Origin of the sequence: Streptomyces sp. NPDC020299 (genome assembly GCF_044387825.1) — a bacterium.
GTDB lineage: Bacteria > Actinomycetota > Actinomycetes > Streptomycetales > Streptomycetaceae > Streptomyces.
Map to the genome: position 1 here is coordinate 32,515 of NZ_JBIRWL010000016.1, position 25,378 is coordinate 57,892.

The 25,378-nt window shown below is 71.3% G+C and carries 25 protein-coding genes; 16 read left to right on the top strand and 9 right to left on the bottom strand.

Translation table 11 applies throughout. The features are described from left to right. Positions 1 to 82 precede the first annotated feature (82 nt). The 3 genes from ACH45E_RS33400 to ACH45E_RS33410 all read left to right on the top strand — a co-directional run bounded on the left by ACH45E_RS33400 (position 83) and on the right by ACH45E_RS33410 (position 2,719). Positions 83 to 292, top strand: a complete 210-nt coding sequence (locus tag ACH45E_RS33400; protein WP_361450858.1) for a hypothetical protein — start codon at positions 83 to 85, stop codon at positions 290 to 292. A 109-nt stretch (positions 293 to 401) separates the two neighbouring features. Continuing rightward, positions 402 to 1,556 (top strand): serine hydrolase domain-containing protein, encoded by a 1,155-nt coding sequence (locus ACH45E_RS33405; RefSeq protein ID WP_361450861.1) that lies wholly within the window; start codon positions 402 to 404, stop codon positions 1,554 to 1,556. Positions 1,557 to 1,666: 110 nt separating this feature from the next. Further along, entirely contained in the window at positions 1,667 to 2,719 is a 1,053-nt protein-coding gene (locus ACH45E_RS33410) for a chitinase (RefSeq protein ID WP_361450864.1), read from the top strand. A 3-nt stretch (positions 2,720 to 2,722) separates the two neighbouring features. Here the strand turns inward: ACH45E_RS33410 and ACH45E_RS33415 are convergent, their stop codons facing one another. Further along, positions 2,723 to 3,334, bottom strand: a complete 612-nt coding sequence (locus ACH45E_RS33415) for a LysE family translocator (RefSeq protein ID WP_361450867.1) — start codon at positions 3,332 to 3,334, stop codon at positions 2,723 to 2,725. Positions 3,335 to 3,478: 144 nt separating this feature from the next. After that, positions 3,479 to 4,861 carry a glycine--tRNA ligase gene (locus ACH45E_RS33420; RefSeq protein WP_361450870.1) on the bottom strand — a complete coding sequence of 461 codons (1,383 nt, stop codon included), beginning with the start codon at positions 4,859 to 4,861 and terminating at the stop codon, positions 3,479 to 3,481. A gap of 149 nt (positions 4,862 to 5,010) precedes the next feature. Here ACH45E_RS33420 and ACH45E_RS33425 point away from each other — a divergent pair, with 149 nt between their 5' ends. From ACH45E_RS33425 to ACH45E_RS33440, 4 genes are all read left to right on the top strand, one after another. After that, positions 5,011 to 5,967, top strand: a complete 957-nt coding sequence (locus ACH45E_RS33425; protein WP_361450873.1) for a metal ABC transporter substrate-binding protein — start codon at positions 5,011 to 5,013, stop codon at positions 5,965 to 5,967. A gap of 32 nt (positions 5,968 to 5,999) precedes the next feature. Beyond that, the gene (locus tag ACH45E_RS33430) at positions 6,000 to 6,821 is read left to right on the top strand and encodes a metal ABC transporter ATP-binding protein (protein ID WP_361450876.1); all 822 of its coding nucleotides are present in this window, start codon (positions 6,000 to 6,002) and stop codon (positions 6,819 to 6,821) included. Continuing rightward, positions 6,821 to 7,723, top strand: a complete 903-nt coding sequence (locus ACH45E_RS33435) for a metal ABC transporter permease (protein WP_361450879.1) — start codon at positions 6,821 to 6,823, stop codon at positions 7,721 to 7,723. Before ACH45E_RS33430 ends, ACH45E_RS33435 begins: the two co-directional genes overlap by 1 nt. 66 nt (positions 7,724 to 7,789) lie before the next feature. Next, positions 7,790 to 8,200: a transcriptional repressor gene (locus tag ACH45E_RS33440; protein WP_361450882.1), complete on the top strand. Its 411-nt coding sequence runs from the start codon at positions 7,790 to 7,792 to the stop codon at positions 8,198 to 8,200. An 8-nt stretch (positions 8,201 to 8,208) separates the two neighbouring features. On the opposite strand, the gene ACH45E_RS33445 is transcribed toward ACH45E_RS33440, so the two are convergent. The 4 genes from ACH45E_RS33445 to recO all read right to left on the bottom strand — a co-directional run bounded on the left by ACH45E_RS33445 (position 8,209) and on the right by recO (position 11,308). Continuing rightward, positions 8,209 to 9,018 (bottom strand): glycosyltransferase, encoded by an 810-nt coding sequence (locus tag ACH45E_RS33445; RefSeq protein ID WP_361450885.1) that lies wholly within the window; start codon positions 9,016 to 9,018, stop codon positions 8,209 to 8,211. A gap of 92 nt (positions 9,019 to 9,110) precedes the next feature. Continuing rightward, on the bottom strand, positions 9,111 to 9,647 hold the full coding sequence (locus ACH45E_RS33450) for a YcxB family protein (RefSeq protein WP_361450888.1): 537 nt from the start codon (positions 9,645 to 9,647) through the stop codon (positions 9,111 to 9,113). Positions 9,648 to 9,676: 29 nt separating this feature from the next. Then, positions 9,677 to 10,528 (bottom strand): isoprenyl transferase, encoded by an 852-nt coding sequence (locus ACH45E_RS33455; RefSeq protein ID WP_361450891.1) that lies wholly within the window; start codon positions 10,526 to 10,528, stop codon positions 9,677 to 9,679. A gap of 33 nt (positions 10,529 to 10,561) precedes the next feature. Next, positions 10,562 to 11,308, bottom strand: a complete 747-nt coding sequence (recO, locus tag ACH45E_RS33460; protein ID WP_361450894.1) for a DNA repair protein RecO — start codon at positions 11,306 to 11,308, stop codon at positions 10,562 to 10,564. Between the two features lie 266 nt (positions 11,309 to 11,574). Here recO and ACH45E_RS33465 point away from each other — a divergent pair, with 266 nt between their 5' ends. The 7 genes from ACH45E_RS33465 (at position 11,575) to ACH45E_RS33495 (ending at position 19,742) form a co-directional block, all read left to right on the top strand. Next, complete coding sequence (locus ACH45E_RS33465) at positions 11,575 to 12,141, top strand: SigE family RNA polymerase sigma factor (RefSeq protein WP_361450897.1); 567 nt, start codon at positions 11,575 to 11,577, stop codon at positions 12,139 to 12,141. Further along, a complete protein-coding gene (locus ACH45E_RS33470; RefSeq protein ID WP_361450900.1) occupies positions 12,138 to 13,076 on the top strand; it encodes a hypothetical protein in 939 nt (312 codons plus the stop codon). Before ACH45E_RS33465 ends, ACH45E_RS33470 begins: the two co-directional genes overlap by 4 nt. A gap of 143 nt (positions 13,077 to 13,219) precedes the next feature. Continuing rightward, positions 13,220 to 14,857 carry an ABC transporter substrate-binding protein gene (locus ACH45E_RS33475; protein WP_361450903.1) on the top strand — a complete coding sequence of 546 codons (1,638 nt, stop codon included), beginning with the start codon at positions 13,220 to 13,222 and terminating at the stop codon, positions 14,855 to 14,857. A gap of 4 nt (positions 14,858 to 14,861) precedes the next feature. Next, entirely contained in the window at positions 14,862 to 15,818 is a 957-nt protein-coding gene (locus tag ACH45E_RS33480) for an ABC transporter permease (protein WP_361450905.1), read from the top strand. Beyond that, complete coding sequence (locus tag ACH45E_RS33485) at positions 15,818 to 17,794, top strand: dipeptide/oligopeptide/nickel ABC transporter permease/ATP-binding protein (protein ID WP_361450908.1); 1,977 nt, start codon at positions 15,818 to 15,820, stop codon at positions 17,792 to 17,794. Before ACH45E_RS33480 ends, ACH45E_RS33485 begins: the two co-directional genes overlap by 1 nt. Further along, positions 17,791 to 18,807 (top strand): ABC transporter ATP-binding protein, encoded by a 1,017-nt coding sequence (locus ACH45E_RS33490; protein ID WP_361450911.1) that lies wholly within the window; start codon positions 17,791 to 17,793, stop codon positions 18,805 to 18,807. Before ACH45E_RS33485 ends, ACH45E_RS33490 begins: the two co-directional genes overlap by 4 nt. After that, on the top strand, positions 18,807 to 19,742 hold the full coding sequence (locus tag ACH45E_RS33495) for a dihydrodipicolinate synthase family protein (RefSeq protein WP_361450914.1): 936 nt from the start codon (positions 18,807 to 18,809) through the stop codon (positions 19,740 to 19,742). Before ACH45E_RS33490 ends, ACH45E_RS33495 begins: the two co-directional genes overlap by 1 nt. 12 nt (positions 19,743 to 19,754) lie before the next feature. Here ACH45E_RS33495 and ACH45E_RS33500 read toward each other — a convergent pair whose 3' ends face one another. From ACH45E_RS33500 to leuA, 3 genes are all read right to left on the bottom strand, one after another. Beyond that, on the bottom strand, positions 19,755 to 20,933 hold the full coding sequence (locus tag ACH45E_RS33500; RefSeq protein ID WP_361450917.1) for a sialidase family protein: 1,179 nt from the start codon (positions 20,931 to 20,933) through the stop codon (positions 19,755 to 19,757). Between the two features lie 51 nt (positions 20,934 to 20,984). Further along, positions 20,985 to 21,680, bottom strand: a complete 696-nt coding sequence (locus tag ACH45E_RS33505; protein ID WP_361450919.1) for a TerB family tellurite resistance protein — start codon at positions 21,678 to 21,680, stop codon at positions 20,985 to 20,987. 185 nt (positions 21,681 to 21,865) lie between these two features. Beyond that, entirely contained in the window at positions 21,866 to 23,587 is a 1,722-nt protein-coding gene (gene leuA, locus ACH45E_RS33510; protein ID WP_361450922.1) for a 2-isopropylmalate synthase, read from the bottom strand. 347 nt (positions 23,588 to 23,934) lie between these two features. Here leuA and ACH45E_RS33515 point away from each other — a divergent pair, with 347 nt between their 5' ends. Both ACH45E_RS33515 and ACH45E_RS33520 read left to right on the top strand, forming a co-directional pair. Further along, positions 23,935 to 25,005, top strand: a complete 1,071-nt coding sequence (locus tag ACH45E_RS33515; protein ID WP_361450925.1) for a M4 family metallopeptidase — start codon at positions 23,935 to 23,937, stop codon at positions 25,003 to 25,005. 59 nt (positions 25,006 to 25,064) lie between these two features. Next, positions 25,065 to 25,331, top strand: a complete 267-nt coding sequence (locus ACH45E_RS33520) for a protealysin inhibitor emfourin (RefSeq protein ID WP_361450928.1) — start codon at positions 25,065 to 25,067, stop codon at positions 25,329 to 25,331. Positions 25,332 to 25,378: the final 47 nt, after the last annotated feature.

Sequence of the window (25,378 nt, forward strand, 5' to 3'; positions counted from 1 at the left end):
GCGGGTGAGGCAGAACACAGCCCGGTGAAGTCGCCGTCCGGGGCACCCTGTTGGCGTGGAACATCGGGGCACGGGAGGGTGCATGACGCAGGACGGCGCGAGTGAGATCAGCCGCTGGGACCAGCACGGCCGGCGGCACGTCGTCAGAGTGCGGCGTGCGGGCGTGCGGCGCACGATCAGATGTGACACCTGCGGCTGGCGGAAGGGGGCGCCGTTCCTGTCCTGGGCGCGGGCCGCGGAACACCTGGCCGAGGCGCACCAGGCGACGGTGGACCCGACCGCGGCGGCGTGAGCGGTCCGGCGGACGGGCGGCCTGAGCGGTCCGGCGGTCCGATGACTTTCCGCCGCGGGAGGAGTCGTACGTACGACCGCGACCGCGAGCGAGGGAAGGCCTGGGACCGATGAGCGAACGACAGGATCTGCACGAGCTGCTTGGGCGGTACGTCGACGACGGGACGGTCCCCGGAGCGGTGGGCCTGCTCGCCCGCGGCGACGACGTCGAGGCGGTGGCCGTCGGCTCCATGGACGCCGGCGGCTCCGCCCCGATGGCCCGGGACTCGATCTTCCGGATCGCCTCGATCACCAAGCCGGTCACCGCGGCGGCGCTGATGATGCTGGTGGAGGAGGGCCGGATCGCGCTGGACGACCCGGTGGACACCTGGCTGCCGGAGCTGGCCGAGCCGGTGGTGGTACGGACCCCGTCGAGCCCCGTCGACGACGTCGTCCCGGCGGCCCGCCCGGTCACCGTCGAGGACCTGCTCGGCTCCCGGGCGGGCTGGGGCTTCCCTGCCGACTTCTCGCTCCCGGCGGTCCAGGCGCTGTTCGGGGTGCAGAAGGACGGCCGCGCCATGCGGGAGTGGCCGGACCCCGACACCTGGGTGGCCTCGCTCGCCGCCGTGCCGCTGCTGTACCAGCCGGGCGAGGCATGGCTGTACGGCACCTGTTCCGACCTCCAGGGCGTGCTGATCGCCCGGGTCTCCGGCAGCAGCCTGCCGGACTTCATGGCCGAGCGGATCTTCGAGCCGCTCGGCATGACGGACACCGGGTTCGAGGTGCCCGCGGGTGAGCGGGGGCGGTTCACGACGTCCTACCGGCCCGGCGCCGACGGCACCCTGGAGGTGGCGGACACTCCGGACGGCGACTTCAGCAGTGTCCCCGAGTTCCCCTCGGGCGGTGGCGGGCTCGTCTCCACGGCCGACGACTGGCTGGCCTTCGCCCGGATGCTGCTCGGCGGCGGCGAGTGGCGGGGCCGCCCGCTGCTGACCCCCACCTCGGTCAGCCGGATGACGGCCAACCATCTCTCGGCGGCCCAGCGGGAGATCGGCGCCCTCTTCCTGGAGGGCCAGGGCTGGGGCTACGGCGCCCAGGTCGACGTCACCCCTGCCGACCCCTGGAACGTCCCCGGCCGCTACGGCTGGGTCGGCGGCACCGGCACCACGGCCCACCTCGTGCCCACCACCGGCACGGTCGCGATCCTGCTGACCCAGGTGTCCATGACGAGCCCGACGCCGACCCCGCTGATGCGGGACTTCTGGCGGTGCGCGGCGGGCGTCTGACCGCGACCCAGAACAGGCCCAGCTTGGTCCAGACCTATTGACGAAAGGTCTGGACCACGAGCACTGTCATGCCTACGACACCTCACCGCGCCCCCACCGGGAGGCTCCGCATGATCCGCCGCACGTTGCGCCTGCTCACCGCCGCGCTGACCGGGGCCGTCCTCGCCCCGCTCGCCCTCGCCACCGCGCCCACCGCCTCCGCCGCCGACACCTGCGCCGTGAAGTCCCGCCCGGCCGGCAAGGTCCTCCAGGGCTACTGGGAGAACTGGGACGGCGCCGCCAACGGCGTCCACCCGCCCTTCGGCTGGACCCCGATCACCGACTCCCGCATCGCCGCGCACGGCTACAACGTGATCAACGCGGCCTTCCCGGTCATCCGCTCCGACGGAACGGCCCTCTGGGAGGACGGCATGGACACCGGCGTGAAGGTCGCGACGCCCGCGGAGATGTGCGCGGCGAAGGCGTCCGGGCAGACGATCCTGCTGTCGATCGGCGGGGCGGCGGCCGGCATCGACCTCTCCTCCAGCACCGTCGCCGACCGGTTCGTCGCGACGGTCGTGCCGATCCTGAAGAAGTACAACTTCGACGGCATCGACATCGACATCGAGACCGGCCTGGTCGGCGGCGGCAGCATCACCCAGCTCTCCACGTCCCAGGCCAACCTGGTCCGCATCATCGACGGGGTGCTGGCGAGGATGCCGTCGGGCTTCGGCCTGACGATGGCCCCGGAGACGGCCTACGTCACCGGCGGCGGCATCACCTACGGCTCCATCTGGGGCGCGTACCTGCCGGTCATCAAGAAGTACGCCGACAACGGCCGCCTGTGGTGGCTGAACATGCAGTACTACAACGGCAGCATGTACGGCTGCTCCGGCGACTCCTACCCGGCGGGCACGGTCACGGGCTTCACGGCCCAGACGGACTGTCTCGCCAAGGGGCTGGTCGTGCAGGGTACGACCGTGAAGGTGCCCTACGACAAGCAGGTGCCGGGCCTGCCCGCGCAATCCGGCGCGGGCGGCGGCTACATGGCGCCCTCACTGGTCTCCCAGGCCTGGAAGCACTACGGCACCTCGGTCAAGGGCCTGATGACCTGGTCGGTCAACTGGGACGGTTCGAAGAACTGGACCTTCGGCGACAACGTCAGGTCGCTGCAGGGCCGTTGACCCTCACCGGGCGGTCAGCGCCAGCTTCGCGCCCAGGGCCACGAACGACCCCGCGAAGCTCCGTCGCAGCCAGGTCATCACACGCGGCCGTGAGGTGACGTGGCCGCGCACGGAGGCGGCGAGGACGCCGTACGCGGCGAAGACGACGAACGTCGCCAGCATGAAGATCCCGCTCAGCCCCAGCATCCGGACGACCGCGTGCGGCTCGTCGGGGCTCACGAACTGCGGCAGGAACGCGAAGAAGAAGATGGTGAGCTTCGGGTTGAGCAGATTGACCAGCACCGCCCGGCCGATCACCCGCGCCGCCGAGCGCGGGGCGGTCTTCTCGTCCACGGCGATCGCCTCCTTGTCCCGCGCCGTCGCCCAGGCCATGTACAGGAGGTAGGCGACACCGGCGTACTTCAGGACCTGGAACGCCGTCGCGCTCGCGTTCAGCAGCGCGGCGACTCCGGTGACGGTGGCGAGCACGTGCGGCACGATCCCGAGCGTGCAGCCGAACGCGGCGACGACGCTCGCGCGGCGCCCCTGGGAGAGCCCGGCGGCGAGGGTGTAGACGACGCCGGTGCCCGGGGTGGCGACGATGACGAGGGTGGTCAGCAGGAAGGCGAGGCTCATGGGGGCCACCCTGGCGGCACCCGTGGCCGGGCGACAGGGCCAATCGCGGGCCGCGCTGCCGGACCAATCGACGCGTGAGAGCCGCGAACGCACCGGTGCCGGGCCCCCGGGGAAGGGAGCCCGGCACCGGGTGGAAACCGAAGGTCAGCTGCCGATCAGACGGCCCGCGAGGTAGCCCTCGATCTGGTCCAGCGACACGCGCTCCTGCTTCATGGAGTCACGCTCACGGACGGTGACCGCGTTGTCCTCGAGCGTGTCGAAGTCGACGGTGACGCAGTACGGCGTGCCGATCTCGTCCTGGCGGCGGTAGCGGCGGCCGATGGCGCCGGCGTCGTCGAACTCGATGTTCCAGTTCTGGCGCAGCGCCTGGGCGAGGCCCTTGGCCTTCGGGGACAGCTCCGCGTTGCGCGACAGCGGGAGCACCGCGACCTTCACCGGGGCCAGGCGGTGGTCCAGGCGCAGGACCGTGCGCTTCTCCATCTTGCCCTTGGCGTTGGGCGCCTCGTCCTCGACGTAGGCGTCGAGGAGGAAGGCCAGCATGGTGCGGCCGACACCGGCCGCGGGCTCGATGACGTACGGAGTCCAGCGCTCGCCAGCCTCCTGGTCGAAGTAGGAGAGATCCTGGCCGGAGGCCTTGGCGTGGGCGCCGAGGTCGTAGTCGGTGCGGTTGGCGACGCCCTCGAGCTCGCCCCACTCGCTGCCGCCGAACTGGAAGCGGTACTCGATGTCAGCGGTGCGCTTGGAGTAGTGGGAGAGCTTCTCCTTCGGGTGCTCGAACCACCGCATGTTCTCGGTGCGCAGGCCCAGGCCGGTGTACCAGTTCCAGCGCTGCTCCATCCAGTACTCCTGCCACGTCTCGTCCTCGCCCGGCTTGACGAAGAACTCCATCTCCATCTGCTCGAACTCGCGGGTGCGGAAGATGAAGTTGCCGGGCGTGATCTCGTTGCGGAAGGACTTGCCCATCTGGGCGATGCCGAACGGCGGCTTCTTGCGCGAAGCGACCTGCACCTGGGCGAAGTTGGTGAAGATGCCCTGGGCGGTCTCGGGGCGCAGGTAGGCGACGGAGCCGGAGTCCTGGGTCGGGCCGAGGTGGGTGGAGAGCAGACCCGAGAACTGCTTGGGCTCGGTGAACTGGCCCTTGTTGCCGCAGTTCGGGCAGTTGATGTCGGCCAGGCCGTTGGCCGGGGCGTGGCCCTTCTTCTCCTCGTACGCCTCTTCAAGGTGGTCGGCGCGGAACCGCTTGTGACACGAGACGCACTCGGTCAGCGGGTCCGTGAAGGTGGCGACGTGACCGGAGGCGACCCAGACCTCGGGGGCCAGGATGACGGACGAGTCGAGACCGACCACGTCCTCGCGCGACGTCACCATGTAGCGCCACCACTGGCGCTTGATGTTCTCCTTGAGCTCGACACCCAGGGGTCCGTAGTCCCAGGCGGCACGCTGTCCGCCGTAGATCTCACTGCAGGGGAATACGAAGCCACGGCGCTTGCTCAGGTTGACGATGGTGTCGATCTTGTCGGCGGCCACGGTGCTCTCTTCATTACGACGACGGGCGACGAAGCGAGTTGCTTCCAGTGAATGCTTCAGGGTACCGGCGTGGCCTCCCCCTCAACCAAATCGGTAGGCCCTTCAACCGTTGTTGACAACGGTTTCCATGTTTGTTGAAAATGACTGTCATGAACGTACGACGACGCCTCATACCCGCGGTGGCGACGACCGCGGTCACCGCCCTCGGTCTCGCCGGCCTCTCCGCCTGCTCCGCCACGACCGCGGCGGGCAGCACGGACAAGTTCGACGTCGTCGCGTCGTTCTACCCGATGGCCTTCCTCGCCGAGCGGATCGGCGGGAGCCACGTCCACGTCACCAGTCTCACCCAGCCCGGCCAGGAACCGCACGACCTGGAGATCAGCGCCCGGCAGACCGCGCAGCTCCAGGAGTCCGACGCGGTGCTCTACCTCAAGAACCTCCAGCCCTCCGTCGATGACGCGGTCGCCCAGTCCGAGGTGAAGACCAAGATCGACGCCGCCTCCCTCACCTCCCTGGAGAAGCACGGCAACGAGGTCGGCGGCCACGCGGCCGAGCACGACACCTCCAAGAACGAGGAACTGGCCGGCCTCGACCCCCACATCTGGCTCGACCCGGTGCGCTACGCCCAGGTCGCCGAGGGCGTCGGCAAGGCCTTCGAGAAGGCCGACCCCGACCACGCCGCCGACTACAAGAAGAACACCGCCGCCCTGGTGAAGCGGCTGGACGACCTGAACACACAGTTCAAGAACGGCCTCGCGGACACGAGGACCAAGGTCTTCATCACCACCCACGCCGCCTTCGGCTACCTCGCCGAGCGCTACGGCCTGACCGAGGAGGCCATCAACGGCCTCGACCCCGAGTCCGAGCCCAGCGCCGCCCGCGTCAGGAACCTGGAGACGATGGCGAAGGCCGACGGCGTCACGACCGTGTTCTACGAAACGCTCGTCAGCGACAAGACCGCGAAGACCGTCGCCGCCGACGCCGGGCTGCGGACGGACGTCCTCGACCCCATCGAGGGCATCACCTCCAAGTCCCGCGGCACGGACTACTTCTCGGTCCAGGAGTCCAACCTCAGGGCCCTGCGCAAGGCCCTGGGGACCAAGTGACAGCCCCACCGACACCCGCGGAGGACGACGCCATGACCGAGCCGCCCGTCATACGTCTGCGCGGCGTACGCGCCGAGCTGGGCTCCCGCCCCGTGCTGCGCGGCATCGACCTCACCGTGCGCCCCGGCGAGGTCGTCGCGCTGCTCGGCGCCAACGGATCCGGCAAGTCGACCGCGATCCGCACCATCATCGGCCAGGTGCCGGTGAGCGCGGGCGACATCGAGCTGTTCGGCACCCCGCGCCGCGGCTTCAGGGACTGGGCGCGGGTGGGCTACGTACCGCAGCGCACCACGGCCGCGGGCGGAGTCCCGGCCACCGTGACCGAGATCGTCTCCTCGGGCCGCCTCTCCCGCACCCGCTTCGGCCTCTTCCGCAGGACCGACCGCGAGGCCGTACGCCGGGCCCTGGAGCTGGTCGGCATGGCCGACCGGGCCCAGGACTCCGTCACCGCCCTCTCCGGCGGCCAGCACCAGCGGGTCCTGATCGCCCGCGCCCTGGTCGCCGAACCCGAGCTGCTCATCATGGACGAGCCGATGGCGGGCGTCGACCTGGCCAGCCAGGAGGTGCTCGCGCGGACCCTGCGGGAGCAGGTCGAGGCCGGTACGACGGTCCTCCTCGTCCTGCACGAACTGGGCCCCCTGGAGCCCCTCATCGACCGGGCGGTCGTCCTGCGCGACGGCTGCGTCACCCACGACGGCCCACCCCCGCGCGCGGTGGGCCAGCATGCCCTCCCCGGCCACGACCACGCCCACCCGTCACCCGCCACCGCCCTTGGTGGAGGTGCTTCGCACCACTGCCTCGATCCGCACGACCCCGCGGGCGCCCACCCCCTGCGCACAGGACTGCTGAGCTGATGGAACTCCTCGACTACGCCTTCATGCAGCGGGCGCTCCTCGCCGCCGTCCTCGTCGGCGTCACCGCCCCCGCGATCGGCATCTACCTCGTGCAGCGCCGCCAGCCCCTCATGGGCGACGGCATCGGGCACGTGGCGATGACCGGCGTCGGCCTCGGCTTCCTCCTGAACACCTCGCCGGTGTGGATGGCGACCGCCGCCTCCGCGCTCGGCTCGGTGCTGATGGAGCTGATCCGCTGGTACGGGAAGACCCGCGGCGACATCGCCCTCGCCATGCTGTTCTACGGCGGCATGGCCGGCGGCGTGATGTTCGTCAACCTCGCGCCCGGCGGCTCCAACGCCAATCTGAACTCCTACCTCTTCGGCTCGCTGTCGACGGTCTCCCCGTCGGACGTGACCGCCATCTCGCTGCTCGCCGGGTTCGTGGTCCTGGTGACCCTGGGGCTGCGCCGCCAGCTGTTCGCGGTCAGCCAGGACGAGGAGTTCGCCCGGGTCACGGGGCTTCCCGTCCGCGCCCTGAACCTGCTCACGGCGGTCACCGCGGCCGTCACGGTCACCGTCGCCATGCGGGTGGTCGGCCTGATCCTGGTCTCCGCGCTGATGGTGGTCCCGGTCGCCGCCGCGCAGCAGCTCACCCGGAGCTTCGCCGCCACCTTCGCGATCGCCGTCGCGCTCGGCGTGACCGTGGCCATCGGCGGCACGGTCACCTCGTACTACCAGGACGTCCCGCCCGGCGCGACGATCGTGCTGCTGACCATCGCGGCGTTCATCGTCCTGACCGCCCTGGCCACTCCGCTGGCCCGCCGCCGCGCCCGGGCGGCCGCCGCCGCGCGGCCCTCGGAGGACCCGGCGGAGTGCTCGATTCCGGCCACCCGGGCGGCCGCCGACGAGATCGGCGTCTGACCGCGCACAGGCCGGGCTGGCACAATGGCCCGGGTCGGTGCGAGACGTGAGGTGAGGAGGCAACCGGTGACGACCGCTGGACCGCCTGTGAAGGGCCGTGCCACCCGGCAGCGTGCCGCCGTGGCGGCAGCCCTCGACGAGGTCGACGAGTTCCGCAGCGCGCAGGATCTCCACGACATGCTCAAGCACAAGGGCGACTCGGTCGGCCTGACCACGGTCTACCGCACCCTCCAGTCCCTCGCCGACGCCGGCGAGGTCGACGTCCTGCGCACCTCCGACGGCGAGTCCGTCTACCGCCGCTGCTCCACCGGCGAACACCACCACCACCTCGTCTGCCGCGTCTGCGGCAAGGCCGTCGAGGTCGAGGGCCCCGCGGTCGAGAAGTGGGCGGACGCCATCGCGGCAGAGCACGGATTCGTCAACGTGGCCCACACGGTGGAGATCTTCGGCACCTGCGCGGAGTGCGCCGCCAAGTAGGCCTGCTCTCAGACCCCGGACCGGCTGGGCATCGGCCTGCGGACGGTGCTGAACAGCCGGGCCAGGACGGCCGAGCGGCCCTGGTCGGCGGTGTTCGGCGCGATGGCGGCCACCCCCGCCCGAAGCCACTCGTCCCACTCCGGCCGGTCGGCCGGATCCAGCCGCCCGTGGGCCTCGGCCAGGTCCAGGATCCTGGTGCCTATCTCGGCCGCCATCGAGCCCCCGTGGAAGCGGTAGCGGCTGCCGATGACACCGAGGTGACACACGTTCACCTGCCCGCCGGACAGGGCGACGGAGATGTTGAGGAAGGTCTCGACACCGAAGTCCGGCGGCAGCGGGGCGGCACGCAGCAGACGGGTGCGGACGGCACGGTAGCCCGTGAGGGCGTTCGCCCCGTGGAAGCCGACCTCCGGGAAGAACCGGCCGGTGAGCGGCTCGTAGATGGTGAACGTGGACGCCAGGATGGTGCCCGGGTGGTCGTACTCGTAGTCACCGACCACATGGTCCGCCGTGCCGCCGGCCGCGGCCTCGCGGAGCAGCGCGGGGACATTCCGTTCCGCCGTGACGAGGTCGGCGTCGAGGAAGCAGGTCCACTCGCTGTCCACCGCCGACACGGCCAGCTGCATGGCCGCGCCCTTGCCGAGCGGCCCGCCGAGCACCTCCGCACCGGCCTCGCGGGCCCGTCGGGCCGTGGCGTCGGTCGAGCCGCTGTCCACGACCAGCACCCGGTCGCCGGGCCGCGCGGCCGCGAGGGCCTGGCCGACGATCGTGGCCACCGTGGCCTCTTCGTTGTGCGCGGGAATCACGAAAGCGAACAAGCGGAACCAACCCCCGGTGAGATCGAGCAGTCGCTCATGATCTTAAATCGCACACGGGAGCGGCTTATTCCGGGCGGACGGGCTCCACAGGTTCAGACGCGGGTGGCGTTGCGGTCGAGGATCGTGCGCAGCCGGTCGGCGTCCTCCGGGGTCCGCAGCCCCCGCTTGGGCAGCATGGTGAACCCGGTCGCGTTCCGGTCGGTGCTGAAGAGCACGAACACCCGGCTGTTCTCCCGGTAACGAGGCTGAGCGGTCCAATTGACCGAGGCCGTCGTGTTGTCGGTCGTGAGCGAGACGCCCGCGTCCGTCACGGTCGCCCGGAACTCGCCCTGCCGCTGGGCGAGACGGTGGAACTGGCGGGCCTGCAGCCAGGGGGACAGCCAGAGGATGCCGCAGGAGAACGCCAGCGCTCCCACGAACCCCGGCGACTTGTCGTGATCTCCAGCTGCCAGCAGTGTCACTTCCATGAGGAGGAAGACCGTCAGCACGCCGATCATCCAGAACTGCCGCCGCCCCGCCCGGCTCACCCGCAGCCGGGCCCGCAACGCCGACGCGAAGTCCTCGACCGCCGGCCGGTACGACAACTCCACCACGTCCTGCTCGGCGTCCCGCCCCATGTCCATGACCATAAGGCGGGATCGTACAGCCGGTGCGGTGACTACGAGGCGTCCGGGCGGCCCCTCATGTCCCGTTCCATGGCGAGGAGTTGCTCGTTCGGCACGGCCCCGCCGAACCGCCGGTCGCGGGAGGCGAACTCGACGCACGCGCGCCACAGGTCACGGCGGTCGAAGTCCGGCCACAGCACGTCCTGGAAGACCATCTCGGCGTACGCGCTCTGCCAGAGCAGGTAGTTGGAGGTGCGCTGCTCACCGCTGGGGCGCAGGAACAGGTCCACGTCCGGCATGTCCGGGTAGTAGAGGTACTTCTGGATCGTCTTCTCGGTGACCTTGGCAGGGTCGAGGCGCCCCGCCCGCACGTCCTCCGCCATCGCCTTCGCCGCGTCCGCGAGTTCGGCCCGGCCGCCGTAGTTCATGCAGAAGTACAGGGTGAGCCGGTCGTTGCCCTTGGTCTGCTCCTGGGCGACCTGGAGTTCCTTGGCGACCGACTTCCACAGCTTGGGCATCCGTCCCACCCAGCGCACCCGGATGCCGAGTGCGTCGAGCTGGTCGCGGGTCTTGCGGATGAAGTCGCGGTTGAAGTTCATCAGGAAGCGGACCTCGTCGGGCGAGCGCTTCCAGTTCTCGGTGGAGAAGGCGTACAGGGAGATGCTCCCGACGCCGACCTCGATGGCGCCCTGGAGCACGTCCAGTACGCGCTCGGCCCCGACCTTGTGCCCTTCCGTCCTCGGCAACCCGCGCTCCTTGGCCCAGCGGCCGTTGCCGTCCATGACGATCGCCACATGGTTCGGGACGAGCTCACCGGGGAGCTTGGGCGCGCGGGCGCCGGACGGGTGCGGCTCCGGCGTGCTGTACTCGCGGCGCTGGCGCCCCAGGATTCCGCGTACCACCATGTGCTTCTCGTCTCCCTATTTCTCTACGCCGGTCTATTTCTCGACGTACCTGAGCGAGCGCAGCCCGCGCTCCAGATGCCAGTGCAGGTAGGCGGACACCAGTCCGCTGCCCTCCCGGACGTGCCGCGGCTCGCACGCGTCCGCGGTCTCCCAGTCTCCCGTAAGCAGCGCGCCGAGCAGTTCGAGGGTCGCCGGCGACGGTACGACGCTGCCGGGCACCCGGCAGTCCACGCACAGGGAACCGCCCGAGGCCACCGAGAAGAACCGGTTCGGACCGGGCATCCCGCACTTCGCGCAGTCGCCGAAGCTCGGGGCGTATCCGTTGACGGCGAGCGAGCGCAGCAGGAAGGCGTCGAGCACGAGGTGTGGCGCGTGCTCGCCGCGGGCCAGCGTCCGCAGGGCGCCGACGAGCAGCAGATACTGCTGCACGGCCGGCTCGCCCTCGTGGTCGGTGAACCGCTCGGCGGTCTCCAGCATGGCCGTCCCGGCGGTGTAGCGGGCGTAGTCGCTGACGATCCCGCCACCGTACGGGGCGATGGTCTCGCTCTGCGTGCACAGCGGCAGCCCGCGCCCCACCAGCTCGCTCCCCCGCGCGAAGAACTGCACGTCCACATGCGAGAAGGGCTCGAGCCGCGCCCCGAACTTCGACTTGGTCCGCCGCACCCCCCGAGCCACCGCCCGCACCCGGCCGTGCCCTCGCGTGAGCAGCGTGATGATGCGGTCGGCTTCGCCGAGCTTCTGGGTGCGCAGGACGATTCCGTCGTCCCGGAACAGACTCACAGCCCACCCCCACCGGGAGACGGCAGCATGATGCGGTCCGCTTCGCCCAGCTTCTGGGTGCGCAGCACGATGCCGTCGTCGCGGAACAGACTCATGGGGTCCATTCTCCCCTACGGCGCCGGCGGCCGTGTGCGCACCGGCGTCATCGTCGGCGACCACACAGGGTCACCGCCCGCCTTCTCCATGGCTCCGTTCGAACCCGGTCACGTGGACCGGGCAACCGAATGCGCCCCGTCGGTGGTCGGGGGGAGCGAGGAGGGTGGTTGATGCAGGCCGAACAAGAGGCCCAGTACGAGGAATTCGTCAGGGCGCGGTGGTCACGTCTGGTGCGCACGGCGTATCTGCTCACGGGTGACGCGCACCACGCCGAGGATCTGACGCAGACCGCGCTGGCCAAGGCGTACCGGTCGTGGCGGCGTGTCTCGCGCAGCGACAACCCGGAGGCGTATGTCCGCCGGATGCTGGTCACGTGCAACAGCGACCGCTTCCGCAAGCGGCGCGTGGCCGAGGCGCTGACCGCGGCGCCGCCGGATACGACGCGGCGGGACGAGGCCGTCTCCCGGGTCGACGAGCGCGGGGCGCTGGTCGGTGCGCTGGCCCAACTGCCGCCGAGGCAGCGGGCGGTGGTGGTCCTGCGCTACTGGGAGGACCTGTCCGAGGCGGAGGTGGCTCAGACGCTCGGCTGCTCGCCGGGCACGGTCAAGAGCCAGGCGTCCAAGGCGCTGGCCAAGCTGCGCAGGCATCCGGGCCTCCTCCCGGCCGCGCAGGCCGAGCAGGTCGAGAGGGCGACCGCGCACAGCGGTGCCGCGTACGAGCAGGGAGGCGAGAGGTGAGCGGGGAAACGCAACGGCAGGACATCGACGGGGAGTTCGAGGAGCGGCTGCGCGGGATGCTCGGCGAGACCGCGTTCGCGATGGGGCCGCCCCCCGTGCCGTACGGGACGATCCGGCGGCGGGGCGTGGTGGAGCGGCGCCGGCGGGTGGCGGCGGTGGGGGCCGTGCTGGTGACTCTGGCCGCGCTGCCGGCGGGCGCGTACGCGCTGGGCGACGGGCGGCACGGCAGGACGGGCACGGCGGCGCCGGCGGCATCGCGCCCGGTGCCGAGCGCATCGCCCAGCACGTCGCCGAGTGCGTCGCCCTCCGGGCCGGAACAGCCCGCCACGAATGGGCAGTTGCTGGACGGGGTCACGTTCGGCCAGGCGGTGGACGGGCTGGAGAAGTGCCTCGCGTTCAACGCGACGAGCGTCCACCGCGTGGGTCGCGTAGACCTGGGTGAGGCCGCGGACTACCGGATCCTCCTGGCCATGCACAGCACGGGCGACTCCAACGCGCCCGGGGACGGCATCCACGTGGTCGCGGTGAAGAAGGACCCGGCGCCGAAGCCGGTCCGGCTGATCTGCACGGTCAAGGACGGCGAGGCCCAGGGGCTCAACACCGCGGTGGGCGACGACGCTCCCCCGGACGCCGGTGCGGTGTACCCCGACGCCAACAGCGGCAAGCTCTACCAGCAGTCGTTCCTCGGCAAGGGCGATTGGAAGCTGCCGTTCCGCTGGGGGATCATCGGCACGGTGAAGCCGTCGGTGGCCAGGCTGACCGTTTCCTACGGGGGTGGGAACGGCGTGGCGGTCGTGGACCACGGCTGGTTCGTGGCGTACGGCACGCTGCACCGGCAGGTGACCATGGCGCCGCACATCAAGGGCTACGACGCGGCGGGCAAGCTCGTCTACGACTCCGACCGGGACACTGTGTACGACAAGACGCTGCCGTAGCGGCACGGGAGTGCCCGCCATTGGTCCGACCTCTGGCGGATACCGCCGTTCGTGTGCCATCCCTTGACCGCCCCCACGGGTCCTCCTAAGGTCACGCTGACCGACCGGACGTAGGACGTCGTATCTCCCCCGCTGGAGGACCCGTGCGCGACGTGACCCACGACGTGCCGGCGGTGCACCGCCGGTCGTTCCTGAAGCACACCGGCGCGCTGGGCGCCGCCGCCGCTCTCACCTCGTCGTTGCCGGCGCTGACCTCGTGCTCCTCGGGCCCGGAGTCGACGAACGACACCGGGGGCGGGGGCGGCGGGGACCGCACGCTGACCGCGGTGATCGGCTACGGCAACGACGGCAGCTGGGATCCGACGCAGACGGCGTCCGCGTTCGCCATGGCCGCCAACAACCACGTCTACGAGGGGCTCCTCGACACCGACCCGATCTCGCGCGAGCCGTACGCGGCGCTCGCCACCGAGGTCCCCAAGGATCCGAACGGCACGTCCTGGAGGTTCACGCTGCGGGCCGGGGCGACCTTCCACGACGGGAAGCCGGTCACCGCCGACGACGTCGTCTTCGTCTTCGACCGGATCCTCGATCCGAAGACCCAGACCCTCGCCAAGGGCTTCTTCGCGAGCTGGCTGAAGGAGGTCCGCAAGGTCGACGCGCGGACCGTGGAGCTGGTGCTCAGGTTCCCCTTCCCGGACGGCGTCTCCCGGCTCACCCTGGCCAAGGTCATGCCGAAGCACGTGTTCTCCCGGCCCGGCGCCTGGGACGACGCGATCAAGGGCAAGGCGATCGGCTCGGGACCGTACCGGCAGACCGCGCACCACCCGAAGTCCAACACCGTCTTCGAGGCGTTCGACGGCTACAACGGGCCGCGCAGGGCCGCCTTCAAGAAGATGAACTGGCTGACGATCGTGGACGCGGCACCGCGCGTGGCCAGGATCTCCGGGGCCGGCGCGGGCGCGCAGATCGCCGACAACATCCCGTACGCCAACATCGCACGCCTGAAGCAGGGCGGGCTCACGGTCGCGGGCGGCGCCGGGATGAACAACCTGTTCCTGATGTTCGACACGAAGCACAAGCCCTTCGACGACGTACGGGTACGGCAGGCGCTGCGCTACGCCATCGACACCGAGAAGATGGTGCGGGTGGCGCTGAAGGGGCACGGGAAGCCGTCCTCGTCCTTCCTCAACGAGGGCAACCCCGCCCACCGGCGGGCGAAGACCGTCTACGACCACGACCCCGACAAGGCGAAGGCACTGCTGAAGGCCGCCGGGGTGACCGGTCTGAAGGTGGAGATCCTGGCCGTCAACGTGAGCTGGATCGTCGACTGCCTGCCGACCGTCAAGGCCTCCTGGGACGCGATCGGCGTCGAGACGACCCTCTCCCCGCAGGAGACCACGGCCGTCTTCACCAAGATGGACCAGAAGCAGGACTACCAGGTGGTCGCCGCCGCCTCGAACCCGAACCAGTTCGGCCTCGACGCGGACCTGATCATGCACTACAACTACGGCCCCGAGAACCTCTGGATGCGCTACACCCGGTGGGCCGACGATCCGGTGGCCAAGCAGCTGTTCAAGGACATGGACCGGGCGACCCGGGAGCCGGACCCGGACCGGAAAAGGGCGATGATCCAGGACTACATCGACGTCGTCGCCGAACAGGCCGTGCTCTACCCGGTCGTCCACAACGAGCTGATGACCGCCTGGGACCCGAAGAAGCTCACCGGGATAAGGCCCCAGCCGTACCCCGGCATCAACCTCCTCCAGGCCAAGTGGACCTGACGGCATGACAGCCGTCGTACGGATCCTGCTCCGCCGTGTCGTCCTGCTCGTGCCGCTGATGCTCGGCATCGTGCTGTTCGTGTTCCTGGTGATGCGGTTCTCGGACGTCGACCCGGCGTCCGCGTTCTTCCAGGGCGCCAACCCGACGCCCCGGCAGCTGCACGACTTCCGGGAGCGCAACGGCCTGCTCGACCCGCTGCCCGTCCGCTACGTCCGTTTCGTCGGCGACCTGCTCCACGGCGACCTGGGCACCAGCGCGCTGACCCGGGCGCCGGTCGTCGACCAGGTCACCACCGCGCTGCCGCTCACCCTCCAGCTGACCTTCCTCGGGCTCGGTATCGCGGTGGTGCTGGCACTGGCCGGCGGTGTCACGGCCGCCGTCCACCGGGACCGGCTGCCGGACCAGGTGATCCGGGTCGTCTCCCTCGTCGGAGTCGCCGCGCCCGGCTTCTGGCTGGCGCTGCTGATGATCCAGTACCTGGCGGTGGACCGGGGCTGGTTCCCCGCCGGCGGCTACGTCAATCCGGCCGACTCCTTCACCGGCTGGCTGAGGACGATGGCCCTGCCCGCGTTCGCGCTGTCCCTGCCGGTGGCCGCCCAGCTGACCCGGATCGTGCGGACGTCGGTGGTGGAGGAGCTGGACAAGGACTACGTGCGCACCGCGATCGGCGGCGGGCTGCCGCCCCGGGTGGTGGTCGGCCGGAACGTCCTCAGGAACGCCCTGGTCAATCCGCTCACCGTGCTCGGCCTGCGCGTCGGCTATCTGCTCGGCGGTGCCGTCGTCATCGAGACGATCTTCTCGCTGCCCGGTATGGGGAAGCTGATGATCGACGCCGTGCAGAACGGCGATCCGGCGGTGGTCCAGGGGGTCGTGCTGACCACGGCGACCGGGTTCGTCGTCGTCAACCTGGTCATCGACATCCTCTACCTGCTCGTCAACCCGCGTCTGAGGGCGGCCTGATGGTCACGCGTGCCGAGCTCACCGAGCGGCTCTCCCGGCCCGGCGTGCGGCTGCGCGGCCGGCACCGGCTGCCCCTGCCGTCGAAGGCCGCCGTCTGCTTCCTGGCGCTGGTCGTCCTGGTCGCCGTCCTCGCGCCGGTGCTCGCCCCGCACGATCCGCTCGACCAGCAGGACCCGGTCGACGGCACCGGACATCCGTCGCCGGCGCACTGGACGGGCCAGGACAGTCTCGGCCGGGACCTCCTCAGCCGGCTGATGTACGGGGCCCGCTGGTCGCTGGCGATCGGTCTCGGCGCGACCGGTCTCGCGCTGGTCGCCGGGGCGCTGCTCGGGGCGCTCGCGGCCACCTCCCGCAAGGCCGTGGACGAGACGCTGATGCGCTGCCTGGACGTGGTGATGGCGTTCCCGGGCATCGCGCTGGCGGCCGTGCTGGTCGCGGTCTTCGGCGGCGGGATCGGCGTACTGATCTGCGCGATCGCCTTCCTGTTCACCCCGCCGGTCGCGCGGGTGGTGCGGGCCAACGTCCTCGACCAGTACGGCGAGGACTATGTGACGGCGGAACGCGTGATCGGCGCCCGCACCCCGCACATCGTGCTGCGGCACGTGGCCGTCAACTGTGCCGCCCCGGTGCTGGTGTTCTGCACGGTCCAGGTCGCCGAGGCCATCGTCTTCGAGGCGTCGCTGTCCTTCATCGGCGCGGGGGTGCGGCCCCCGGACCCGTCCTGGGGCAGTGTCATCGCCGACGGCAAGAACATGGTGCTGACCGGCGGCTGGTGGGCGACCGTCTTCCCCGGGCTGCTGATCCTGCTCACCGTGCTGTGCCTGAACATTCTCTCCGAGGGCGTCTTGGACGCCTGGGCGGCCCCGGCACCCCGGGAGGTGACGGCGCCCGAGGACCACCTGGAGGCACCGGAACCCGGCACCGGCGAGGTGCTCCCGCTTCCCGGCCTCGCCGACGCGGCCCGGCGGCTGCGCGCACGGGCCCGGCCCCGGCCCGTGCCCGACGGCCCGCCGGTGCTCGCGGTGGAGAACCTCGCCATCGGCTTCCCGGACCGGCACCGGGGCGTGGACATCGTGGCCGGCGTCGGCTTCGAGGTGCGGCCGGGCGAGGTGCTGGGGCTGGTGGGCGAGTCGGGCTGCGGCAAGTCGCTGACCGCGCTCACCGTCATGGGGCTCCAGCCCGCGGGCGCCCGGGTCCGCGGCCGGGTGCGCTTTGGGCAGCGGGACCTGCTCGCCGAGCCGATGCGGGTAAGGCGGCGGCTGCTCGGCCACGAGATGGCGATGGTCTACCAGGACGCCCTGTCCTCGCTGAACCCGGCGATGACCGTCCGCGCCCAGCTGAAGCAGCTCGTGCGCCGCGGTGGCCGCCGGAGCCCGCACGAGCTGCTGTCCCTGGTCGGCCTCGACCCCGGCCGCACCCTGCGCAGCTACCCGCACGAACTCTCCGGCGGCCAGCGCCAGCGCGTCCTGATCGCCATGGCCCTCTCCCGCGACCCCGCCCTGATCGTGGCCGACGAGCCGACCACCGCCCTGGACGTCACCGTGCAGGCCCAGGTCATGGAGCTGCTGCTGCGGCTCCGCGAGGAACTGGGCTTCGCGCTGATCCTGGTCTCGCACGACCTGGCCCTGGTCGCCGACGTCACCGACCGGGTGGCGGTGATGTACGGCGGGCAGATCGTGGAGACGGGCGTGACCGCCGACCTGGTTCAGGCACCGGCCCACCACTACACGCGCGGGCTGCTCGGCAGCGTGCTCTCACTGGAGTCGGCCGAGCAGCGGATGACGCAGATCAGGGGGGTCGTACCGGCCCCCGCCGACTTCCCCGCGGGCTGCCGCTTCGCCGGCCGCTGCCCGCTGGCCACCGAGGTCTGCCACACCACCGCGCCCGTCCTCGCGGGCACCCCCACGCACACGGCCGCCTGCCACCACCCGGCGGTGGAGCCGGCCTCGGCGCAGAGCGAGGAGGCCCTCCCATGACCGCTGTCGTGGAAGTCCGGGGCGCCCATGTCGTCCACAGGGCCCGCGGCGGCGGCCTGTTCACCCGCGACCGGGTGTACGCCCTGACCGGCGCCGATCTCACCGTGGCGCCCGGCGAGACGGTCGGGGTGGTCGGCGAGTCGGGGTGCGGGAAGACGACGCTGGCGAAGGTGCTCGTGGGCATCCAGCGGCCGGCCTCGGGGACGGTGTCGTACCGGGGGCGCGACCTGTGGTCGATGCCGCCCGCCGAACGCCGGTCGGCCGTCGGCGCGGGCACCGGCATGATCTTCCAGGACCCGTCGACGGCCCTGAACCGCCGGCTGACGGTACGCCGGGTCCTGCGCGACCCGCTGGACGTCCACGGGCGCGGGACCCGGGCCGAACGGGAGGACCGGGTCAAGGAACTGATGGCCCTGGTGGGTCTCCCCCGGGCCCTCGCCGACGCGCTGCCCGGGCAGCTCTCCGGCGGACAGCGCCAGCGCGTCGCCATCGCCCGCGCGCTCGCCCTGGACCCCGGCCTGGTGGTGGCGGACGAGCCGACCAGCGCCCTGGACGTCTCGGTGCGCGCGCAGATCCTCAACCTCCTGCTGGACCTGAGGGAACGCCTCGGTCTCGCCCTGGTGTTCGTCTCGCACGACATCCAGACGGTACGGCGGATGAGCGACCGAGTGATCACCATGTACCTGGGCCGGATCGTCGAGGAGACCCCGGCCGGCCGGGTCACGGACCGCTCCCGCCACCCGTACACCCGCGCCCTGTTCTCCGCGACCCCCGGCCTGCTGGACCCGGTCGACCCGATCCCGCTGAGCGGGCCGGTGCCGTCGGCGACCCGGCCGCCGAGCGGCTGCCCGTTCCGCACCCGCTGCTGGAAGGCGGACGAGGTGTGCGCGGCCCGGATGCCGGACTTCTCGGCCGCGTCGGACCCCGGGCACCGCTACCGCTGCCACCATCCTGTGGAGGAGGACCGTCCGACCGGGGACCTCGTGCCCCAGAGCCACCCCAGGGAGCCCTGATGACCCTGCCCGCCCCGCTCTCCGGTGTCGTACCGCCCGTCTGCACGCCCCTGACACCGGACGGCGAGGTGGACGTCCGCTCGCTCCTCAGGCTGGTCGACCACCTGGTGGCGGCCGGGGTGCACGGCCTGTTCGTGCTCGGCTCGACCTCCGAGGCGGCGTTCCTCACGGACCTGCAGCGCAGGCTGGTGGTGGAGGCGGTCGTGGGGCACGTCGGCGGCTCGCTGCCGGTGCTGGCCGGGGCGATCGACATGACCACGCCCCGGGTGCTGGACAACGTCCGTGAGGCCACCGCGGCGGGTGCCGGGGCGGTCGTCGTCACCGCCCCCTTCTACACCCGCACCCATCCGGCGGAGATCGCCCGCCATTACCGCCGGGTCGCCGCCGCCTGCCCGGTGCCGGTGTTCGCGTACGACATCCCGGTGGCCGTGCACACCAAGCTGCCGGCCGGGCTGGTCCTGGAGCTGGCCGCCGAGGGCGTCCTGGCCGGGCTGAAGGACTCCAGCGGCGACCTGGGCGGCTTCCGGGAGGTCCTGACCGGCGCCCGCGGCCGTGCGGACATCACCGGCTTCAGTGTGCTCACCGGGTCCGAGCTCGTCGTCGACGCCGCCCTCGCGCTGGGCGCCGACGGGGCCGTGCCCGGCCTCGCCAACGTCGACCCGCACGGCTACGTCCGCCTCGACGGGCTGTGCCGGGCGGGCGACCGGGACGCGGCCCGGGCCGAACAGGAGCGGCTGTGCGCGCTGTTCGGGATGGTGGGCGTGGGCGATCCCGCCCGCATGGGCCCGAACTCGTCGGCCATCGGCGCCTTCAAGGCGGCCCTGCACCTGCGGGGCGTGATCGACTGCCCGCTGACCGCCGAGCCGCAGATCCCGCTGTCGGCGGAGGAGGTCGAGCAGGTGGGCAAGTTCCTGGCGGCGGCGGGCCTGCTCTAGGACGGGCCTGCTCTAGCCCAGCTCCAGCCGGCGGAACTCGATCGTCTCGTACGGCCCCGCCGTGCCCGTCTCGTACAGGATCCCGACGGTCTCGTGACCGAGCTGCACGACATCGGAGTAGGCGGCCGGCCGCCCGGAAAGGGTCAGCACCCTGCCGAAGGCCGCCCCGTCGTCCGTGCTGCGCCAGAGCGTCATGGAGCGGCGGGCGGTGGGCACGGAGGGCGCCGAGAACAGCAGCGGGGCTCCGGGGCCCCGCATCTGGAGCACGCTGCCCTCGACCACCGGCACGTCGTCCAGGGCCGGCTGGACGGCGTAGGGCCGGTCGAGGGACTCCCCGCCGTCACTGGAGTAGGTGTCGAGGCGGTTGCCGGGGCTGCTGCCGTTCTGGTCGCGGGCGCTGAAGTAGAGGCGTCCGTCGGGGAGTTGGGCGGTGGTGTTCTCGTTCGCGTTGTCCCGGCCGTCGTAGGAGTCGTCCACGAAGCCCAGCCGCCAGCCGTGCCCGCCGTCGTCGCTGTAGAGGGCGTGGGCACCGTAGTACTTCGCCTCCCGGCCGGTGTCGGGGGAACCGGCGGGCGGGGCCGCCGAGTGGTTGGCGGGGACCACCAGCCGTCCCGCGTGCGGGCCGCGGGTGAGCGCCACCGCGTGCCCCGGTCCCGTCGCGTACCAGCGCCAGCCGCGCGGCTTCACCTCGTCCGTGATGTCCCGCGGGCGGGTGAAGTGCCGGCCGTCGTCCCGGCTGCGCTGCACGAACACCCGGCGGCCCTGCTCGGGGGTGACCTCGCCGCGCATGATCTGCGCCTCGGTCACAACACCGCTGTTGTACGAGGTCAGCAGCACGATCGCGCCGGTGCGCGGATCCACCACCGGCGCCGGGTTCCCCCGGGTGTCCCCGTCCCCGGCGGCGACCACCCGCAGCGGGCCCCAGGTGCAGCCGCCGTCGGTGGAGTGGCGCAGGACGACATCGATGTCACCGGTGTCGCCCGCCCCGCCGCGCCGTCCCTCGGCGAAGGCCAGCAGGGTGCCCGTCCCTGTGACGACCGCGGCCGGGATGCGGTACGTGTCGTAGCCGCCCGCACCGGAGACGTACGGCACGGAGGACGTGCAGCCGGGTGCGGCGTGCGCGGCGTGCGTGGTGGCGAGCAGGGTGAGGAGCGCGGCGGTGGCGAGGAGAGTGCGGCTCAGCGGGGTCACGGTCCCATGGTCCCCGGAGTCACCGGTCCCGGCTCGTACGTCATGGCGTGTCTAGGACGGTGTCCGGGCCGCCGCCAGCAGTCTGGTCACGTCGTCGGTGTGGATGGTGAGGGCGGCGCCGACGGTGGTCAGGGCGTCGCGTTCGGCCGGGGTGTAGGGGCCGTCGGCGAGGGCGATGCGGGCGGCCTGGAGGAGGATCGCCTCGCGGCCGGCGGCGGCGAGGTGCGGGGCGAGCGGGTCGAGGGACTCGTGCAGCTCTATGGCCAGGCTCGCGCCGCCCGGCTGCTCGAAGACCCGGCCGGTGTCGGCGTGGAGCGCCTCGACGAGCGCGGCGAGCCGCTCCTCGGTGCAGTCCTGGAGGCCGGCGGCGCGTACCCCGACGGCCGCGGTCTCCAGGGACGCGCGGGCGCAGGTGCCGCCCGCCGCCAGTACGGCGAGGGCGACGGTGTGCACGGCGTCGCGGAGCATGGCGGAGAAGCGGGAGGTGGTGGGGTGGTCGAGGACGTCGGTGCCGAAGTGGCGGCGGCAGGACGCGCACTCCACGACCGGTCCGGTCACCCCGCGCGGCAGGACGGGCACGCCCAGGAGGGTGAAGCGGCGGCGGCCGGTGAGGCGCTCGTAGTTGCGGTCGCCTCCGCAGCCCGGGCAGAAGAACTCGCCGTCGCCGACGGGCGTCCACGCGACGCGGGTACCCATAATGCGGACAAGCCTGGTGGCACGGTCGTCTCGTCCCCGTACTGGCAGCACGTCGCACCTCCGTAACGACGCGGCAGCATCGCCGCGCTGGCGTGATGTTAGCCACATTGATGAGGTGGAGTCAGTACCCCGTACGAGACCCGTCCGTGACCTTCACGAACAGATGGCCGATACACGACGGTGCCCTGACCGCCTCGAAAGGCGGTCAGGGCACCGAAAGCGCTGGTCGGAGGGGGTCAGCGGGTCGCACGGTTCACGGCTGACACAACCGCCTTGAGTGACGCACGCGTCGTGTTCGCGTCGATGCCGATTCCCCACAGGACCTTGCCGTCGATCGCGCATTCGATGTAGGAGGCGGCCTGCGCGGAGGCTCCCTCGCTCATCGTGTGCTCCTGGTAGTCCAGCAGGCGTACGTCGACCCCGATGGACTGCAGGGCGTCGAAGAAGGCGGAGATCGGACCGTTGCCGGTACCGGTCAGGACGGTGTCCTCGCCGTCGACCGTGGCCTCGACGGTGAGGGTGTCCACGCCGTCGGTGTCGGTGGTCGACTGGCCGGTGCGGACCTGGATGCGGCCCCACGGGTTCTCCGGGTTGGGCAGGTACTCGTCCTGGAAGACGCCCCAGATGGCGCCGCCGGTGACCTCGCCGCCCTCGGCGTCCGTCTTGGCCTGGATGAGCTTCGAGAACTCGATCTGCATCCGGCGGGGCAGCTCCAGCTTGTGGTCGTTCTTCAGGACGTACGCGATACCGCCCTTGCCGGACTGCGAGTTGACGCGGATGACCGCCTCGTAGGAGCGGCCGACGTCCTTCGGGTCGATCGGCAGGTACGGGACCGCCCACTCGATGTCGTCGACGGTGACGCCCTTCGCGGCCGCGTCGGCCTCCATGGCGTCGAAGCCCTTCTTGATGGCGTCCTGGTGGGAGCCGGAGAACGACGTGTAGACCAGGTCGCCCACGTACGGGTGGCGCGGGTGGACCTCCATCTGGTTGCAGTACTCCCACGTACGACGGATCTCGTCGATGTCGGAGAAGTCGATCTGCGGGTCGACGCCCTGGGAGAACAGGTTCATGCCCAGGGTGACCAGGTCGACGTTGCCGGTGCGCTCGCCCTGCCCGAACAGGCAGCCCTCGACACGGTCGGCGCCGGCCATCAGGGCCAGCTCGGCGGCGGCGACGGCGGTGCCGCGGTCGTTGTGCGGGTGGATCGACAGGCAGACGTGCTCGCGGCGGGACAGGTTGCGGCCCATCCACTCGAAGCGGTCGGCGTGTGTGGAGGGGGTCGAACGCTCCACCGTGGCGGGCAGGTTGAGGATGATCTCGCGGCCCGGGCCGGGCTGCCAGACGTCCATGACCGCCTCGCAGACCTCCAGGGCGAAGTCCAGCTCGGTGTCGGTGAAGATCTCCGGGCTGTACTGGTAGCCGAACTCCGTCTCGGGGCCCAGCAGCTTCTCGGCGTACTCCATCACCAGGCGCGTGCCGTCGACGGCGATCTGCTTGATGTCGTCCTTGGAGCCGCGGAAGACGACCCGGCGGAAGACCGGGGCGGTGGCGTTGTACAGGTGGACGGTGGCCCGCCTGGCGCCCTTCAGGGACTCCACGGTCCGCTCGATCAGGTCCTCGCGGGCCTGGGTCAGGACGGAGATCGTCACGTCCTCGGGGATCGCGCCCTCTTCCTCGATGATCGAGCGCACGAAGTCGAAGTCGGTCTGGCCGGAGGCGGGGAAGCCGACCTCGATCTCCTTGTAGCCCATCTTGACCAGCTGGTCGAACATCCGGCGCTTGCGCTCGGGCGACATGGGGTCGATCAGGGCCTGGTTGCCGTCGCGCAGGTCGGTGGAGAGCCAGCGGGGGGCGACGGTGATGCGCTGGCCGGGCCAGGTGCGGTCCGGGATGTCCACCTGCTCGTACCGGCCGTACTTGTGGATCGGCAGGGAGGTGGGCTGCTGGCGGTTCGCCATGATTGCGTGGGCTCCTCGAGAAGTCCGGTGTGACCGGTGTCCGGAAGGACGGCCGACGACGCAACACCAAGCTCCGCGGGGAGGGAGTCGGCCTTGTCTACAGGCCCTCGCCGCGGCAGCTAAGGAGAAGCAGCCCGAAACGCATGATGCTCCGCAGCCTAGCCGAGGCCCCGCCGGACGCGCGGGACCGTCCCAGTATGCGGGACCGCGAGAACGAAAAAGAGCGAATCAGACAAAAAGTGCGCCATACCACTTCGTGACGCTGCGCGACGCCGGATGTCCGGGTATTTCACCAATCATGGTTGCGAGTAGTGACACCGGAGTCACTCAGTGCAAGGGTGCCCGGCATGAACACCAACGGGGGCTTCCAGCCCGTCTTCTGCACGATCGTGCCGCCGCACGTCCTCGACAAGCTCGCGCAGGCCGAGGACTCCGCGCTCTCCGCGCCCGCCCGCCGCTCCCTGGAGCACGACGCCTACCAGCGCACCAAGCGGCGGCTGACCACGGTCATCGGCGCGCCCACCGTCGCCCCGCCCACCGGGGCCGCCGCCGACCAGCCGCACCGCACCATCTACGACGCCCGGCACACGCAGGACCTGCCCGGCCACAAGGTCCGCAAGGAGGGCTCCCAGCCCGGCAAGGACGCCACCGTCAACCGCGCCTACGCGGGCCTCGGCGCCACCTTCGAGCTGTACCTGAAGGCGTACGGCCGCCACTCCATCGACGGCGACGGGCTGCCGCTGAACGCCACCGTGCACTTCGGCGAGGGCTACGACAACGCCTTCTGGAACGGCGAGCAGATGGTCTTCGGTGACGGGGACAACGAGATCTTCCTCGACTTCACCATCCCGGTCGACGTCATCGGCCACGAGCTGACCCACGGCGTCACGCAGTACACCGCCAACCTGGAGTACCACGACCAGCCGGGCGCGCTGAACGAGTCGCTCTCCGACGTGTTCGGCTCGCTGATCAAGCAGTACAGCCTCGGCCAGACCGCCGCCGAGGCCGACTGGCTGATCGGCGCCGGCCTGCTCGCCCCGCGCGTCACCGGCACCGCGCTGCGCTCGATGAAGGCCCCGGGCACGGCGTACGACGACGACGTCCTCGGCAAGGACCCGCAGCCCGCGACCATGGACGGCTACGTCCGCACCGGCCGCGACAACGGCGGCGTCCACATCAACTCCGGCATCCCCAACCACGCCTTCTACCTGGCCGCCACCGCCCTCGGCGGCCACTCCTGGGAGAAGGCCGGGCAGGTCTGGTACGACGTGCTGACCGGCGGCGAGCTGCGGCAGGACGCCCTGTTCGCGGACTTCGCCACGCTGACCGTGAAGGCCGCGCGCGAGCGGTACGGCGCCGGGGACGAGCTCCAGGCCGTGCAGAAGGCCTGGGAACAGGTCGGGGTCCGGACGCTGTGATCCGGACGCCGTGACACGGACGCTGTGATTCCGGGCGCGTCCGTACTAGACAGGGACCCATGCGGATTCGGGTGAGGCGCACAGGAGGTTTCGCGGGCATCGAGCGGCACGCCGAGGTGGACACCTCGGGGCGGCCCGACGCCCTTGAGTGGCAGGCCCTGGCCGAGCGCGCGCTCACGTCCGGCCGGGGCGGCCCGCAGCCGGTGGTGCCGGACGGCTTCCGGTACGAGATCACGGTGGACGGCACAACGGTGCACGCGGCCGATCCCCGGCTCACCGAGGAGCAGCGGGAACTGATCTCGCGGGTGCTGAAGGAAGGGGCGTAACTCGCACTTCACGCTCAGGCGTTGACTTCCGTTACCGGCGGTAAGGA